The following is a 14,592-nucleotide window of genomic DNA, read 5'->3' on the forward strand; positions in this document are numbered from 1 at the left end:
ATCCGGGTGATCGTGGCCGCATGACGAAACAGCTTGTGGTGACCGAGCGGCGGCGGCTCACGGCCGTGCGCGCGGCTCGGTTGTTCGATGGCGTCGGGTCCGCCCTCGTGGCGAACCCGCTGGTGGTGCTCGACGGCACCACGATCCTGGGCGTCGAGTCCGGCGGGACCGCGCCCGACGGGGCCGACGTCGTGGACCTGGGCGGGGCGACGCTGCTGCCCGGGCTGATCGACACCCACGTCCACCTCGCGTTCGACGCCAGCACCGAGCCGGTCGCGCGGCTCGCCGCCCGTAACGACGAGCAGGCGCTCGCCGCGATGGCCGAAGCGGGGCGGGCGACGCTGCGGGCCGGCGTGACCACGGTGCGGGACCTCGGCGACCGCGGCTACCTGTCCCTGGCCTTGCGGGACCGTCCGGACCAGCCGGCGCTCGTCGCCGCCGGGCCGCCGATCACCAGTCCCGGCGGGCACTGCCACTTCCTCGGCGGCGTCGCGGAGGCGAGCGAGGCGGGCGTGCGGGCGGCGGTGCGCGAGCACGTCGACCGCGGCACCGACGTCATCAAGATCATGGCCAGCGGCGGGACGATGACACCGGGCACGCGCCAGGAGGAGGCGCAATTCGACCGGAACGTCCTGCGCGCGGCCGTCGACGAGGCCCACCGCCACGGGCTGCCGGTGACGGCGCACGCGCACGGCACGTCGGCGATCGCCGACGCCCTGGCGGCCGGTGTCGACGGCATGGAGCACGTGACGTTCTGGACCGCGACGGGGGTCGAGCACTCCGAGGACCTGCTGCGCGCCGTCGTCGACCTGGGGGTCGCGGTGGGTGCGACGGTCGGCATGGTGCCGGTCGAGGGACTGGTCCCGCCCGAGGAGATCGCGAGCCGGATGCCGGGCGTGATCGGCAACTACCGGCGCCTGCACGAACTGGGCGCGCGGGTGGTCGCGGGCACGGACGCGGGGATCGCACCGGTGAAGCCGCACGGCGTCCTGCCGTGGGCGCCGTTGATGCTGCGCCAGATCGGGCTGTCCCCGGCCGACGCGCTGCGGGCGATCACGTCGGTCGCGGCGGGGGTGTGCGGGCTGGCCCACCGCAAGGGCCGGGTGGCGCCCGGGTTCGACGCGGACCTGCTGGCCGTCGACGGCGACCCGCTGGCCGACCCGCGGGCGTTGCTGCGGGTCCAGGCGGTGTGTGCGCGGGGGAGGTGGGTGGAGTGAAGGCGTTTTGGCGGGCTTTGGTGAAGGGATTGGCGCGGGCGTCGTGGTTCCCGGCGCCGGTCTGGCCGGCGGGGCCGAAGTTCCGGTGGCCGGGCGAGCCCCGCTGACGGATCGGACGCGGGTGAGGGGTCGCCTGCGGCGCGCTCACCCCACGGCGGCACTTTCACGTGAAAGTGCCGCCGTGGGGCCGCCCGGCCGTGCCGGCGAGGTTAGCCGGCCGGGCCTGGTGATCCGGGTCCCGGCGGCCGGTTCGTCAGCGGTTCACCGCGCTGACTTCGTCCTGGACCCGCGTCCGCACCGCGTTCGCGGCCGACAGTCGCGTTTGGACGGACGCCGGGCTCCGCACCGGTCCGGCGACCGGGTACACCTGGTCCTCGCCCAGCAGCGGGACGCCCGGGCACGTCGTGCTGCCCGGCCGGGAGTTCTTCGTGAGGAACACGTTCACCAGCCCGTCGACGCACGGGTTGCCCGCCAGCGCGTACTGCCCGTGGAACGGCGAGTCGTCGACCGACACCAGCGGTACCCGCGCCGAACGCGCCGCCGCCGAAGCCTGCTCGTAACCGGTCTGCGGGTCGAATTCCCCTTGCACCACAAGGATGTTCGCCGCCACCGAAGCGGGCACGTCCGGGAGTTCGTGCTGCGGTGCGTCCGACCAGAAGCCGCACGTTTCGCCCAACCCGTAGGCCCAGCCGAACAGCGGGTAGCGCGGACCCTGCTGGTCGCTGAGCCGCTTGTACCAGGCCGCCGACCGGGTGGGCTGGTCACCGCACGCGACGGCGTAGCGGGTGCCGGGTGCCTGCGTGTAGTCCGGGGCCGCCGCGGCCACGACGGCCGGGGTCACCGCCGCGGCCGGGACCCCGAACGCCTTGCGGGACGTGGCATCCATCGCGTCGGCCAGCGCCGGCGGGGGAGTGGCCGGGGTGCCGTCGAGCGCGGCCGCGCCCTGGAGGAAGACCAGCGCGCCCAGCAGCCACTGGATTTCGCTGCCGTTGCCGACGAAGATGCCGTCGAAACCGTCGGGGGCGACCCCGTGGCTGCCGTAGTAGGCGCGGACGCGTTCCCACTTCGCCTTCACCTCGGCGGGAGTCGCGCCCAGCTGCGCGGCGAAGTTCCGCGCGAGCCACGGCACGTAGACGTCGTCGAACTGCCGCTGGTCGATCACCGGGAACGCCTCGAAGTCCGCTTGCAGCCGGCCTTCGAAGTTCACGCTGGAGTCGAGCACGGTCTTGCCGGTGTGCTCCGGGAACAGCGACGCGTACTTCGCGCCGAGCCAGGTGCCGTAGGAGTAACCGAGGTAGTTCAGCTTCTCGTCACCGAGCAGCGTGCGGATCAGGTCCATGTCGTGCGCGGTCTGCCACGTCGTGACGTAGGGCGCGAGCGCGTCACTCTGACAAGCTTCGGCGATGGCACGCGGACGCTTCTGGTGCTCGGCGATGCTTGCGGCCGACCGGTCACGGGCGTCCAGCAGGCCCTGCGGCAGCCGGCCGACCGGGACCTGGCACTGGAAACCCTGGTCGTCGGTGCCCGCGTGGCCGGTGCCGCGCGGGTCCATGCCGACGAAGTCGTAGAGCTGGTGCACCGACGGCTCCAGTGTGGCGAGCGGGCCGGCCAGCGTGCTGCCCTGGCCGCCCGGTCCGCCGGGGTTGAGCAGGAGCGCGCCCTGCCGCTCGCCGGTGGCCGCGGCGCGGCTGATCTGCACGGTCAGGTCGGTGCCCGCGGCCGGGTTCGCCCAGTCGCGCGGTACGGTGACCAGCGCGCACTGCGTCGGCGCGTCGTCCGCGCCCGGCTTGAACGGGCAGGCGCCCCACTGGAGCTGCTGGCTTGTGTACGGCGTGAGCGGGTCCGCGGCCGCGGCGGGCACGGCCGCCGCGAAGAGGACGGCCGTCGCGGCCGCCAATCCAGTCCGGGAGATGCGCACCGGGTGTCCTTCCGTCGCCGGGTGGGGGTGCGCCCGAGCCTGGCCCGGCGCCGGGCGCCGGTGATCAGCCCGGAGGACGAACTCGCCGCCGGAGCCTCGGCCTTGGGTATGAGGGCGACTCAGCGCGCGCCCGACCGCGAGGATCGGGATCATGGTTCGCATGACCCGTCCGGGAATCGGTGTCGTCGGCCGCCGCCTGGTGCAGTTCCTGCTCGACGAGCTGCTCGTCTTCCTGCCGATGCTGCTGCTCGCGATCGCCGTGGTCTGGCTGTTCCACCCGAACGGCCCGGGCCTGCTCACGTTCCTCAAGGTCGTCCTCTACACCATGCTGGCGCTGGACTTCCTCGGTCTCGTGTTCGTCAACGTGTGGTGGCCCTACCGGCACGGCGGGCAGACGCCGGCCATGCGCTGGCTGCGCCTGCGGATCCGGACCCTCGACGGCGGTCACCCGACGTTGGGCGCGTTCTTCGTCCGCGACCTGCTGATGGTCGTCGACGGGTTCGCGTGGGGCCTCGCGGGCATCGTGGTGATGCTGGTGACGCGGCGCCGGCAGCGGTTCGGCGACGTCGTGGCGCGCACGGTCGTCGAACACGTACCGAAACTACCGAACCAGGCCGCTTTCCCACGCCCAGATGGCGATTTCGGTGCGGTTCCGCGCGCCGAGCTTGCGTTTGACGGCGCCGATGTGGGTTTTGACCGTGGGCAGCGAAACCACGAGTGAGCGGCAGATCTCGTCGTTCGTCGCGCCGCGCGCCACGGCTTGCACGACGTCCAGTTCCCGGGGCGTCAGCGGGGTTTCCGGCGCGGGCCGGGACGTGCCGCGCGTGAAGTGCTCGAGCAGCCGGGTCGTGATCGCGGGGGAGACGAGCGCCTCGCCGTGGGCCGCCGCGTGCACGGCCTCGATCAGCAGGTTCGGCCCGGCGTCCTTGAGCAGGAACCCGCACGCGCCGGCACGCAGGGCCGCGTGCACGTTCTCGTCGAGCCCGAACGTCGTCACCATCACCACGTGCAACGGGTCCGGGACGTCCGGGCCGGCCAGCAGTTCGGTCGCGCGCAGCCCATCCACGCCGGGCATCCGGATGTCCATCAGCGTGACGTCGGGGCGCAGCTCACGGGCCAGCCGCACCGCCTGGTCGCCGTCGGCGGCCTCGCCGACGACCTCGATGTCCGGTTCGCCTTCGAGGATCAGCCGGAACCCCGCGCGGACCATCGCCTGGTCGTCGGCGATCAGCACTCGCGTCGGCAACCCGCTCTCCCCTCCCGCGGCGGTCAGCCCGGCCGCAGCGGCAGCCGCGCGACCACGCGCCAGCGCCGGCCGTCCGCCGGGCCCGCGTGCACCGTACCGCCCACCGCCGCGACCCGTTCGGCCATCCCGAGCAGTCCGTAGCCGCCGCGGCGCGCGGGCCGCGCGGCGCCGTCGTTGACCACCTCGACGCGCAGTTCGCCGGGCGGCTCGTGGTGGACGAGCACCCGGACCTCGGCGGCGTCGGGCGCGTGCCGCCGGACGTTGGTGAGTGACTCGGTGAGCAGCCGGTGCGCGGTGGTCACGACCTCCGGCGCGACGGCGAGCTCGCCGAGGCCGGGGCTGACGTCGAGGTGGATGCGGTCGTCGTCGGGCACCGCGCGGTCCACGGCGGTGGCGAGGTCGGCGGGCGGCACGAAGAGGTCTTCGTCGCCCGTGCGCAGCGCGCCGACGAGCCGGCGCATCGCGGAAAGCGCCGTGGCGCCCGCGGTTTCGAGCTCGGCGAACGTCGCGGTGTCGCCGCCGGTGCGTTCGGCGACCCGGTGCGCGGCCTGGACGCGCACGACGATCCCGGTGATCTGGTGCGCCACGAGGTCGTGCAGCTCGCGGGCCAGCCGGAGCCGTTCGGCCGAGCGGAGTTCGAGGACGTCGACGCGGTGGCGGACGTCGGCGTCGCGCAGCACCAGACCGCCGGCCAGCGCGCCGCCCCAGACCACGGCGGCCCCGGCGGCGTAGAGCGCGGCGGGGGAGCCGGTGCCGTAGCGCAGGATCGGGGCGAGCGTCGCCGCGCAGCCGCCGAGCACGGCCTGGAGGGCGGCCGCCCGCGGCGAGAGCCGGTGACAGGAAGCGCCGACCACCAGCGCGATCGCGAGGGTTTCGGCCGCGCCGGGCTGCGGCGGGAGGCGCGTGCCCGCGACGGCCAGCGCCGCCGCGATCCCCGAACCCAGCAGCGAAAGCCCGGAAACGGCCGTGGCCAGCCCGGCGATGTGGCCGGGGAACCGGCGGCGCAGCACGGCCAGCACCGCGACGACCGGGCCGGCGCCGGGCGCGAACTCGATCGCGATGGTCGTCCACTGGCCCTGCCCCGGCACGGCTCGGGCCGCGAACACCATGTCGAGCACCACCAGCACGCCGAGCACGGCCGCCTCGGCCACCAGCGGGCCGCGGCGGCCGGTCCACGGGATCCGGTCGGTCACCTGCCCGATGGTGCCTGACCCGGCGGCCCGGCGCCGCGTTCGCGCCCGGAGTTCGTACCTGGGTAGGAGACGGCGGCGGAATCTCGTACCGCCGGTTGATCGATCGCGACGCCGTTCCCGCGAGGCTGGGGAGCATGAACCGATTTCTCATGCGAGAGGACGACGCCGTGGCCGACAGCCGGCCGGGGAAGATCGAGGGGCTGCCGGGCTGGTACTTCGTGCTCGTCGGGCTCCTGGTGGCGTCCAACGACCTGAGCCTGCAGTTCAGCGACCGGTACCACTGGGTCGTGTTCCTGCCGCTCGTGCTCGTCGCGGTGCACCTGACGCTGTGGTTCACGCTGCTGTCCCGGCGCCGCAAGTACCTGCGCGCGATCTGGCGCAGCAAGCAGGCCCTCGCGCTCGTCGCCGTGCTGTTCGCCTTGCGCCTGGGACTCCAGTTCGGACTGTCGAAGCTGACCGACAGCGCTGCGCCGCTGCACAGCTACACGCACCTGATCCTCGGCCTCGTGATGCTCGTCGTGACCACGGCCGGGGCCTGGTTCGACCAGTGGCTCATCCTGCGGGTGGTCAACCGGCGGGCGTGACGCTGGTCCCGCGCACCAGGAGCCGGTGCGGGGCGACGACCGAGCGCGGCGGGCCGGGTTCGGCGGCCAGGCGGTCGAGGGCCAGCTCGGCGATCCGGTCCTTGTCCGGCGACACCGTCGTCAGGGCCGGGACGCTGAACCGGCCGTCCTCGATGTCGTCGAACCCGACCAGCGCCAGGTCCTCCGGCACGGAAACCCCGCGGTCCGCGGCCGCGCGCAGCGCGCCCAGGGCCAGCTCGTCGGTGAAGCAGAAGACGGCGTCGGGTGGCTCGGCCCGGTCGAGCAGCTCCAGCAGCGCGCAGTGGCCGTCGACGCGGTGCAGGCGCCGGACGGGCACCTCCAGGTCCGGGTCGGCGGGTACGCCGGCTTCCGCGAGCGCCTGGCGGTACCCGGCGAGCCGCTGGCGGGCGGTCGCGTTGAGGGAGCGCGGCTGGATGCCGAGCGCGGCGATGCGCCGCCGGCCGGTGGCGAGCAGGTGCCCGGTGGCCTCGCGCGCGGCGGCGACGTTGTCGATCGCGACGTGGTCGACGCCCGCCGCGCCGTCGTGCTCGCCGAGCAGCACCAGCGGGACGGTGTCGGTGCGGGCGGCCAGCTCCGCGGGCGCCACGGCCCACGGGCTGAACAGGACGCCGTCGACGAGCTGGCTGCGCCGGCCGTGCAGCAGCTGCTTCTCCCGCTCGGCGTCCCCGTCGGTCTGGTCGATGAGGACGGTCAGCCCGCGGCGTTCGGCGATCCGGACGGTCCGCGCGGCCAGCTCGGCGAAGTACGGCGAGTCGATTTCCGGGACGACCAGGGCGATCAGGCCGGTCCGGCCGCGCCGCAGCGTCCGGGCGGCCATGTTCGGCCGGTAGCCCAGCGCGTCGATGCTCGCCTGCACGCGTTCGCGCGTCGCCGGGGCCACGTAGCGGAAGCCGTTGACCACGTTGGACACCGTCCGCACCGACACCCCGGCGTGCTCGGCCACGTCCCGCAGTTTCGGGTTCACGACCGCAGCGTACCTCTTGCAACGTGGCATGCCACGTTGCAAACTGAAGTCGCCACGCCGTCGTGACGCCTAGGAGGTCCCCATGACCACGAACCTGACCTCGCCGTTGCCCGCCGCCGACGTCGAGTCCCTGACTCACCGGCTGCACGAGGACGGCATCATCGGCCTGCCCGGGGCCTTCCCCCGCGAGTGGGTCGCCCGGCTCGGCGAAGACATCGACACGGCGTTCGCCGAGGCCCGCGCCCGGCCGGACGGTGCGGTCGGCCGCGGCCCGAACCGCTTCTACGTCGAGATCCACCCCGAACAGCTGCGCGGCTTCGCCGACCTGGCCGGCCACCCGTGGATCACCGCGGTCGCCGAAGCCGTGCTCGGGCCGGACTACCGGATCGTCGAGGTCGGCTTCGACGTCCCGCTCGCCGGCGCCGTCGACCAGCCGTGGCACCGCGACTTCCCGATGCCCGAGGAGACGGCCCGCCACCGCAGGCTGAACTCGCTCGCCGTCAACGTGACCGCCGTGGACACCGAGGCGGACATGGGCCCGTTCGAGATCGCGCCCGGCACGCACTGGGACGACGGGACCGCCTTCGACCACGGCATGTTCCCGCCGCGCGAGGCGTACCCGCGCTACCGCGAGCTGGCCGTCCGCAAGTTCCCGCGGATGGGCGACATCTCGATCCGCTCCGCGCTGACCGTGCACCGCGGCACCGCGAACCACTCGGCGAAGTCCCGCCCGGTCCTGGTGCTCGGCCTCGACGCACCGGGCGCGGGCAACGACGAGCGCCACGACACCGCCGTGACCCGCGAGTTCTGGGCGTCCCTTCCGGACTCCGTGCGGGCGCACCTGCACTGCCCGATCGTCGACACCCTGACGCCGATCACCCAGAAGCACACGATCGAAGGCCTCGTGATGGGTGATTCCTGACCGGATGTTTGCCGTCCCCGGCCCGGGGCATCAGGAAGTCATGACTGAAGCAGGGATCACCGAAGTGTCGGGCCGGGCCGGGGTCGTCGCGGGGTTGCGCCGCGTGCTGCTGGCGTTCGGAGTGGGCGGTGCGCTCGCGTGCCTCGCCTGGATGGCGCTGTGGCTCGCGATGCACGTGTAGGCGCTAGAACTCGTCCGACGCGGTCAGCTCGTGCTCCAGCGAGTCGGCCCGGGCGACGACCGACTTCAGCGGGCGCTCGAACTCGTGCTCGATGCTGAGGTCCTCCAGCGGCACGGTGTGCTTGAGCAGTGCCACGCCGTCGACCACGGCCGCGCCGCCGACCGCCGAGTTGCCGGCCAGTTCGAGCAGGCGCCGCAGGTCGATCTTGTCGGCCCAGCCGACCGGTGAGGAGATTTCGACCCACGCGCCGCCGTGCAGTTCTTCCACGTGGTGCGCGGTCACCTGCTGCGTGCGGCCGTCCGGGCCCGCCAAGCGGAACCGGAGCCAGCCGTCGGTGTCCTCCAGGACCTCGTACCGCGTCCGGACATAGTTGATCACATCGGTCCAGGTGGTCACCCGTGCCGCCTCTCCCTCGGGCCTGCTGCGCGGTCGCAGCATCTCACGAGCCCCTGCCTCAGATGATCCCGGCTTCGATGAGCTGCGGCCAGATTTCACTCTGGTCGGCGACGGTCACCCCGTGCTTCTCGGCCTTGGTCAGTTTCGCGGCCCCGACGTCGGCGCCGGTGATGAGCAGGTCCGTGCTCGCCGAGACCGACGACGCGATGGTCGCGCCCGCTTTTTCGCACAGCCGCTGGAACGTCGGCCGGGGCACCTTCTCGCCGGAGCGCGGGTCGCTGATCGAGCCCGTGACGACCACGGTCTTGCCCGCCAGGGGAGCGCCGGCCGCGACGACCGGCGGCAGGTCCTCCTCGCGGACGTCCAGCGAGACACCGCGTTCCCGCAGCCGCTCGAGTTCGGGCCGCAGCCGCGTGAGGTGTTCGATCAGCGACGCGGCGACCTTCGGCCCGATGTCTTCGACGGCGACCAGCCCGTCGGCCCCGGCCTCGACGACGTCCTCCAGTGACCCGAACCCGGCCCGGCACAGGCGGGCGGCGGTGCCTTCGGACGCCATCGGGATGGCGAGCCCGATCAGCGCCCGGCGCAGCCCGACCGACCGGCTGCCGTCAATCGACTCGATCATGCGCGTGGCCGAGACCTCGCCGATGCGGTCGAACTCCAGCAGCCGTTCCTTCGTCAGCCGGTAGAAGTCCGACGGGTGTTCGAGGTCGCCGGATTCGGCCAGCCGCTCGATCCACACGCCGCCGATCGCGTCGATGTCCGCCGCGGCCCGCGACGCCCAGTGGATCAGCCGCCGCACGGTCTGCGCGGGGCAGGCGACGTTGGTGCAGAACAGTTCCCGGCTGTTGCCCTGCTCGGTGAGCGGCTGCCCGCACGACGGGCATTCGGACGGGGGGACGATCTCCCGCTCGGCGCCGGTGCGCTTCGACGCGTCGAGCACGCCGGCCACGAACGGGATGACGTCGCCGGCGCGGCGGACCAGGACGGTGTCGCCGATCTTGATCCCGCGGGCCTTGATGACCTCCTGGTTGGCCAGGGTGGCGCGGGTGACCGTGGTGCCGCCGACGAACACCGGTTCCAGCCACGCGACCGGGGCGATCTTGCCGGTCTTGCCGACGTCCCAGCGGACATCGACGAGCATGGTGGTCTTCTCCTCGGCGGCGAACTTGAAGGCGAGCGCACCGCGCGGCGAGCTCGACCGGGTGCCGGCCGCGGCGTAGGCGTCCCGGTCGGCCAGGCGCAGGACGGCGCCGTCGAGGTCGTAGTCCAGGTCGCCCCGCCGCTGCTCGATCTCGCCGATCACCTCCTGCGCGGCGGCGGCGTCGGCGCACCGGCGCATGTCGGCCGCGGTGAAGCCGAGGGTGTGCAGCGCGCCGCCCAGGTCGGTGTCCGCGCTGTCGGGGTCGGTGTAGAGGTCGAAGGCGAAAAACTGAAGCCGCCGCTCGGCGACGGTGGCCGGATCCTTGGCCCGCAGCGTGCCGGCGGCGGCGTTGCGCGGGTTGATCAGCGGCTTGTCCGGGTGTGCCTCGTTGTAGGCGGCGAAGGTGGAACGCAGCATGACGGCCTCGCCGCGCACCTCGACCCGGCCGGGGGCGTCGAGCCGGTCGGGGATGCCGTCGGTGAGGGCGCGGACCAGCACGGTGACGTCGTCGCCGGTCGTGCCGTCCCCGCGCGTGACGGCCCGCTGCAGCCGGCCCTCCTCGTAGACGACGGCGAGCGACAGGCCGTCCAGCTTCGGCATGACGACGACGGGCTGGCCGGGGAAGCGGCCGAAGAAGGCCTCGACCTGCTCGGGTTTGGTGGCTTTCTCCAGCGATAGCATGGGCCGCGAGTGCCGGATCGGCGCGTGCAGCACGGCCGGCGCGCCCACCTGGTCGAGCGGATTCGGGTCCGGCGTCAGCTCCGGGTTCGCCTCGACGAGCGCCCGCAGCTCGTCCTCGACCGCGTCGTACTCGGCGTCCGCCACGACGGGCGAACCCCGGTAGTAGGCGTCGCGGAGGACCACGATGCGATCGGCGAGCTCCTGAATGCGTTCCCGTGCTTCCACGGACAGGACATTACCGGGCAGCACCGACAAAAATGGTCAGCCGTCGCCGAAGCGGCCCGCGATGTCCTCGATCTCGGGCAGGCCGGCCAGGTTCGCGAAGTCGGTCAACCCCGGCAGGTCGTCGACCACCCTGGCCGGCGTGCCGTCCGCGGCGATCCGGCCGAGGACCGCGCGCATCGCCTCGGTGGCCGCGAGGAGTGTCGAGATCGGACAGATCACCAGCCGGAACCCCAGCTCCCGCAGGCGGTTCCGGCCCAGCGGCGGGGTCTTGCCGCCCTCGGCCCAGTTGAACAGCAGCGGCACGCCGCGGAAGACGTCGGCCACCCGCTCGATCTCCGCTTCGGACTGCAGCGCCTCGACGAACAGCATGTCCGCGCCCGCGTCGCGGTAGCGGCGGGCCCGGTCGATCGCCGCGTCCAGGCCCTCGACCGCCCGGGCGTCGGTGCGGGCGATCAGCAGGAAGTCCGGGTCGTGCCGGGCGGCGACCGCGGCCCGGACGCGGTCGGCCATCGTCGCCGCCGGGACCACCCGCTTGCCTTCGAGGTGGCCGCAGCGCTTCGGGGCCACCTGATCTTCCAGGTGGATCGCCGCGACGCCGGCGGCCTCGTACTCGCGGACCGTGCGGATCACGTTCAGCGCGTTGCCGTAGCCGGTGTCCGCGTCGGCGATCACCGGCACCTCGACGGCCTGCCGGAGCCGGCCCGCCGCCTGCACCATCTCGGTCATGGTCAGCAGGCCGACGTCGGGCCGGCCGAGCAGCGACGCCGTCGTGCCGAAACCGGTCATGTACACGGCCGGGAACCCGGCCGCCTCGACCAGCCGGGCGCTGAGCGCGTCGAACGCGCCCGGCGCCACGACCGGCTCGCCGGCGGCCAGCAGTTCCCGCAGCCGGGCCGGCCCCGGCACCCGCGGACCCAGCAGATCGGCCACGGCGATCACCTCCCGGCGGAGGCGTTCCCGAGCTGTCCCGGAGCCAAACGCACCCGCTCGAACACGATCTTCTCGTACGGGCCCGCCGTGCCCGCCTCGTACAGGACGCCCAGCGTGGCGGGGTCGGCCTGGACCAGGTCGGAGTAGGCGGCGGGCCCGGTGGTGAGCGTGGGGCCGGCGCGCCAAGTGCGCCCGCGGTCGCCGCTCAGCCGCAGCTGCATGACGGCGCGCGTGGCGGGGTCGGCCGGGCCCGAGTACACGAGCAGCCACGGGACGGTCGTCTGCAGGACGCTGCCCTCGACCTTCGTGCCGGACAGCGCCGGCTGCGGCTGGTAGGACTTCACCAGCGTATTCCCGCCGTCCACGCTGTAGCCGTCGACGCGGTGCTCGGCGGCGGAGCCCTGGTTGCGGCTGGAGAAGTAGAGGGTGCCGTCGGGCAGTTCGGTCGCGGTGGTCTCGTTCGCGGCGACGACGCCGTCGGTGCGGTCGTCGGTGAAGCCGATGCGCCAGGTGCGGCCGTTGTCGTCGCTGTAGAGGTCGTGGCCGCCGTAGTACTTCGCCTCGGTGCCGACGTCGGCCGAGCCGGTGGGCGGGGAGCTGGAGTGGTTGGCGGGCACGACGATCCGGCCCGCGTGCGGGCCGTGGCGCAGCAGGGTGGCGTGCCCGGGGCCGGTGGCGTACCACCGCCAGCCGGGCAGTTTCGCGTCGGCGGTGATGTCCCGGGCTTTGCTCCACGTGCGCCCGTTGTCCCGGCTGCGCAGCACGAAGACGCGCCGGGTGTCCTGCGCGGACGCCTGGCCGGACATGATCTGCTTCTCCGAGACGAGTCCGTTGTGGACGGTCAGGAGGACGAGCTCGCCATCGCGCGCGAGCACCGGCGTCGGGTTGCCGGCGGTGGCGTCGCCGTTGCTGTCGACGACGGACAGCGGTCCCCAGGTGCAGCCGCCGTCGCGCGAGCTGCGCGAGACGGTCTGGATGGCCCCGGAGTCCCCGGCCGAGTCGCGCCGCCCTTCGGCGAAGGCGACCAGGGAGCCGTTCGCGGCCCGGACGACCGCGGGGATGCGGAACGTGTCGTAGCCGTCGGTGCCCGAGGTGAAGGGCACCGAGGAAGTGCAGCCGGGAGCCGCGGTGGCGGCGGGGATGAAGGGCAGGCCCAGGGTGGCGGCGGCCAGCAGGATCGTGCCGAGTCTGCGCATCGGGGACACCGGGGTTCGACCTCCTCGTCGAGGTAGGACATGGGATGTCTGACGTCCTATGTCCGGCAAACCTAGGGAGGTCGCGCGCGCTCGTCAAGGTTTACGTTGCGCGCCGGGACGGCTACTTCCGGGCGGTGGGGTGGTGGACCCGGCTCGGCCGGCCGCGCGTGCGCAGGTCGCGAAAGTCGCATTCGGGACCTCCGACGCCCCGAATGCGACATTCGCGGTATGCGGACCGGGTGGGGGAGGCTGTCAGCGCTCAGCAGGCTCGGTCACCCGAGCCGAGGGGCCGCCGGCACTCGCTAGGCTCGGCCGCGCGGACCGCGGGCAGCCGGCTACCAGCGCCCACCCGGCGCTGCCGCCCGGACCCAGCCGGCGCTGCCGCCCGGACCCCAGGCCGCCCGGACCCGCCCGATCGCTGCCCGGCTACCGCCGGCGCGTCCCGCACGGGCCGAAGTACCGGCACTCCACCAGCGCGCGCACGTCGTGCGCCCGCGCCAGGGGCTCCAGCTCCTCCACCATCGCCGTGAGCGTCACCAAGTCCACGTGACCCGTCCCGGTCAGCGGGAACAGCCGCTCCCTCGTGTCGTGCTTCGCGCACCCGCTGCCGCGCAGGTTGCCCGCTGGGAGCACCCCGAACACCACTTCGCCCTCGTCGCCGAAGGTAAAGTAGCACTGCAGGACCATCGGTGTCGTGTCGCCGACTTCGTTGGTGCGCCGGCCGCCGAAGCTGGCCGGGTACGACCAGCCCGCCGTGGCGTCGTCGAGGAACTTGACGTCGGCCGGGCCGGTGTCGCCGTCGAGCCGCCAGCCCCGGGCCAGCAGGTGGTCGTGCACCTCGAGCTGGCGGGTGATGAGCAGCGTCGTGGTCATGCCCTCCAGTGTGGCCCACGCGGCCGTCCACGATCGGGTGACCTACCGATGGGGCTGGCTCGCGCGGGCCGGGACTGATAAGCCTCTGCGCGTGACGATGGACCTGCACAGCATCAACCCGTGGGAAGTGTCGTTCCTGCGCGAAGAGGTCGGCGGTTACTTCTCCAACGGGGTCGGGCTCGAGCCCGGCGCGACCGTCCTGGACGTCGGTGCGAACGTCGGCGTCTTTTCCGCGGCCGTTTACGAACGGCTGGCCGGTGACGTGCGCATCTACGCCTTCGAGCCGCTGCCGCCGCTGTTCGAGAAGCTGGCGCGCAACGGCGACGACTTCTTCGCGGGCCGGCTGAAAGCGCTGCCCTTCGGGCTCGCGGCCGGCGAGGACGAGCTCGACTTCAGCTACTTCCCGGGCGCGACGATCTTCTCCTCGTCGTGGCGCGACGAGGGCAACGTCGAGGCCGAGCGCCGCCGCGTCACGGCCAGCATCGTCGAGATGATCCGCCGGGGCGGCCTCGGCTCGGCGGCCCGCCGCGTGCCGGCGCCCGTGCTGCGCGGGCTCGTCGGCCGCAAGCTGCGGGTGATGCGGGAGCTGGAGACGCACCGCGTCCGCGTCCGGCCGCTCTCGCCGGTGCTCGACGAGGAGGGCATCGACCGCATCGACCTGCTGAAGGTCGACGTCGAGGGCGCCGAGCTGGACGTGCTGCGGGGCATCGAAGACCGGCACTGGCCGCTCGTCCGCCAAGCGGTCGTCGAGGTGGAGCGGTGGGCGGACAACCGCGACCGCGTCCGCGAAGTGTTCACCGCGCGCGGGTTCACGGTCGAGGCGGTGCAGGACCCGGTCCAGCGGGCGGCCGACATCGGGATGGTGTTCGCACTGCGCTGACCATTGCCTTGCCGGGCGCGG

Annotated in this window: 15 protein-coding genes; 6 read left to right on the top strand and 9 right to left on the bottom strand. The window is 73.3% G+C overall.

Annotation, left to right across the window (positions count from 1 at the left end):
- Nucleotides 1-20 precede the first annotated feature (20 nt).
- Nucleotides 21-1,217, top strand: a complete 1,197-nt coding sequence (locus BLV96_RS01220; protein ID WP_086679020.1) for an amidohydrolase family protein — start codon at nucleotides 21-23, stop codon at nucleotides 1,215-1,217.
- A 253-nt stretch (nucleotides 1,218-1,470) separates the two neighbouring features.
- Here BLV96_RS01220 and BLV96_RS01225 read toward each other — a convergent pair whose 3' ends face one another.
- Complete coding sequence (locus BLV96_RS01225; RefSeq protein WP_086679019.1) at nucleotides 1,471-3,135, bottom strand: alpha/beta fold hydrolase; 1,665 nt, start codon at nucleotides 3,133-3,135, stop codon at nucleotides 1,471-1,473.
- Nucleotides 3,136-3,295: 160 nt separating this feature from the next.
- Between BLV96_RS01225 and BLV96_RS01230 the strand changes: the two genes are divergently transcribed.
- Complete coding sequence (locus tag BLV96_RS01230; protein WP_158104187.1) at nucleotides 3,296-3,856, top strand: RDD family protein; 561 nt, start codon at nucleotides 3,296-3,298, stop codon at nucleotides 3,854-3,856.
- Here BLV96_RS01230 and BLV96_RS01235 read toward each other — a convergent pair.
- Together BLV96_RS01235 and BLV96_RS01240 are read right to left on the bottom strand one after the other, a co-directional pair.
- Nucleotides 3,737-4,381: a response regulator gene (locus BLV96_RS01235; RefSeq protein WP_167379509.1), complete on the bottom strand. Its 645-nt coding sequence runs from the start codon at nucleotides 4,379-4,381 to the stop codon at nucleotides 3,737-3,739. The two genes, BLV96_RS01230 and BLV96_RS01235, sit on opposite strands and share 120 nt — an antisense overlap.
- Before the next feature lie 23 nt (nucleotides 4,382-4,404).
- Entirely contained in the window at nucleotides 4,405-5,574 is a 1,170-nt protein-coding gene (locus BLV96_RS01240) for a sensor histidine kinase (protein WP_244179994.1), read from the bottom strand.
- A gap of 134 nt (nucleotides 5,575-5,708) precedes the next feature.
- Here BLV96_RS01240 and BLV96_RS01245 point away from each other — a divergent pair, with 134 nt between their 5' ends.
- On the top strand, nucleotides 5,709-6,158 hold the full coding sequence (locus BLV96_RS01245; RefSeq protein WP_086679015.1) for a hypothetical protein: 450 nt from the start codon (nucleotides 5,709-5,711) through the stop codon (nucleotides 6,156-6,158).
- Here the strand turns inward: BLV96_RS01245 and BLV96_RS01250 are convergent.
- On the bottom strand, nucleotides 6,142-7,143 hold the full coding sequence (locus tag BLV96_RS01250) for a LacI family DNA-binding transcriptional regulator (protein WP_086679014.1): 1,002 nt from the start codon (nucleotides 7,141-7,143) through the stop codon (nucleotides 6,142-6,144). The genes BLV96_RS01245 and BLV96_RS01250 overlap by 17 nt on opposite strands.
- 82 nt (nucleotides 7,144-7,225) lie before the next feature.
- Between BLV96_RS01250 and BLV96_RS01255 the strand changes: the two genes are divergently transcribed.
- Both BLV96_RS01255 and BLV96_RS49620 read left to right on the top strand, forming a co-directional pair.
- Complete coding sequence (locus BLV96_RS01255) at nucleotides 7,226-8,065, top strand: phytanoyl-CoA dioxygenase family protein (protein ID WP_086679013.1); 840 nt, start codon at nucleotides 7,226-7,228, stop codon at nucleotides 8,063-8,065.
- Nucleotides 8,066-8,105: 40 nt separating this feature from the next.
- Entirely contained in the window at nucleotides 8,106-8,246 is a 141-nt protein-coding gene (locus BLV96_RS49620) for a hypothetical protein (RefSeq protein WP_167379510.1), read from the top strand.
- Nucleotides 8,247-8,249: 3 nt separating this feature from the next.
- Here the strand turns inward: BLV96_RS49620 and BLV96_RS01260 are convergent, their stop codons facing one another.
- The 5 genes from BLV96_RS01260 to BLV96_RS01280 form a co-directional block, all read right to left on the bottom strand.
- Nucleotides 8,250-8,642, bottom strand: coding sequence for a hypothetical protein (locus BLV96_RS01260; protein ID WP_086679012.1), 393 nt, complete (start codon nucleotides 8,640-8,642; stop codon nucleotides 8,250-8,252).
- Between the two features lie 58 nt (nucleotides 8,643-8,700).
- Nucleotides 8,701-10,692, bottom strand: coding sequence for an NAD-dependent DNA ligase LigA (gene ligA, locus BLV96_RS01265; protein WP_086679011.1), 1,992 nt, complete (start codon nucleotides 10,690-10,692; stop codon nucleotides 8,701-8,703).
- Nucleotides 10,693-10,728: 36 nt separating this feature from the next.
- A complete protein-coding gene (locus tag BLV96_RS01270; protein WP_086679035.1) occupies nucleotides 10,729-11,622 on the bottom strand; it encodes an isocitrate lyase/PEP mutase family protein in 894 nt (297 codons plus the stop codon).
- A gap of 5 nt (nucleotides 11,623-11,627) precedes the next feature.
- Nucleotides 11,628-12,818, bottom strand: a complete 1,191-nt coding sequence (locus tag BLV96_RS01275) for a sialidase family protein (protein ID WP_086679010.1) — start codon at nucleotides 12,816-12,818, stop codon at nucleotides 11,628-11,630.
- A 426-nt stretch (nucleotides 12,819-13,244) separates the two neighbouring features.
- The gene (locus BLV96_RS01280) at nucleotides 13,245-13,691 is read right to left on the bottom strand and encodes a hypothetical protein (RefSeq protein WP_086679009.1); all 447 of its coding nucleotides are present in this window, start codon (nucleotides 13,689-13,691) and stop codon (nucleotides 13,245-13,247) included.
- Between BLV96_RS01280 and BLV96_RS01285 the strand changes: the two genes are divergently transcribed.
- The gene (locus tag BLV96_RS01285) at nucleotides 13,690-14,571 is read left to right on the top strand and encodes an FkbM family methyltransferase (RefSeq protein ID WP_244179995.1); all 882 of its coding nucleotides are present in this window, start codon (nucleotides 13,690-13,692) and stop codon (nucleotides 14,569-14,571) included. The genes BLV96_RS01280 and BLV96_RS01285 overlap by 2 nt on opposite strands.
- The last annotated feature ends 21 nt before the right edge of the window (nucleotides 14,572-14,592 follow it).

Origin of the sequence: Amycolatopsis pretoriensis (genome assembly GCF_900107925.1) — a bacterium.
In the GTDB taxonomy this organism is placed as follows: Bacteria; Actinomycetota; Actinomycetes; order Mycobacteriales; family Pseudonocardiaceae; genus Amycolatopsis; species Amycolatopsis pretoriensis.

What these genes read in the sequence shown, in the direction of transcription:
- BLV96_RS01220 (WP_086679020.1), top strand. Translation starts at nt 21, where the DNA reads ATGACGAAACAGCTTGTGGTGACCGAGCGGCGGCGGCTCACGGCCGTG.
- BLV96_RS01230 (WP_158104187.1), top strand. Translation starts at nt 3,296, where the DNA reads ATGACCCGTCCGGGAATCGGTGTCGTCGGCCGCCGCCTGGTGCAGTTC.
- BLV96_RS01245 (WP_086679015.1), top strand. Translation starts at nt 5,709, where the DNA reads ATGAACCGATTTCTCATGCGAGAGGACGACGCCGTGGCCGACAGCCGG.
- BLV96_RS01255 (WP_086679013.1), top strand. Translation starts at nt 7,226, where the DNA reads ATGACCACGAACCTGACCTCGCCGTTGCCCGCCGCCGACGTCGAGTCC.
- BLV96_RS49620 (WP_167379510.1), top strand. Translation starts at nt 8,106, where the DNA reads ATGACTGAAGCAGGGATCACCGAAGTGTCGGGCCGGGCCGGGGTCGTC.
- BLV96_RS01275 (WP_086679010.1), bottom strand. Translation starts at nt 12,818, where the DNA reads ATGCGCAGACTCGGCACGATCCTGCTGGCCGCCGCCACCCTGGGCCTG.
- BLV96_RS01285 (WP_244179995.1), top strand. Translation starts at nt 13,690, where the DNA reads ATGCCCTCCAGTGTGGCCCACGCGGCCGTCCACGATCGGGTGACCTAC.
- BLV96_RS01280 (WP_086679009.1), bottom strand. Translation starts at nt 13,691, where the DNA reads ATGACCACGACGCTGCTCATCACCCGCCAGCTCGAGGTGCACGACCAC.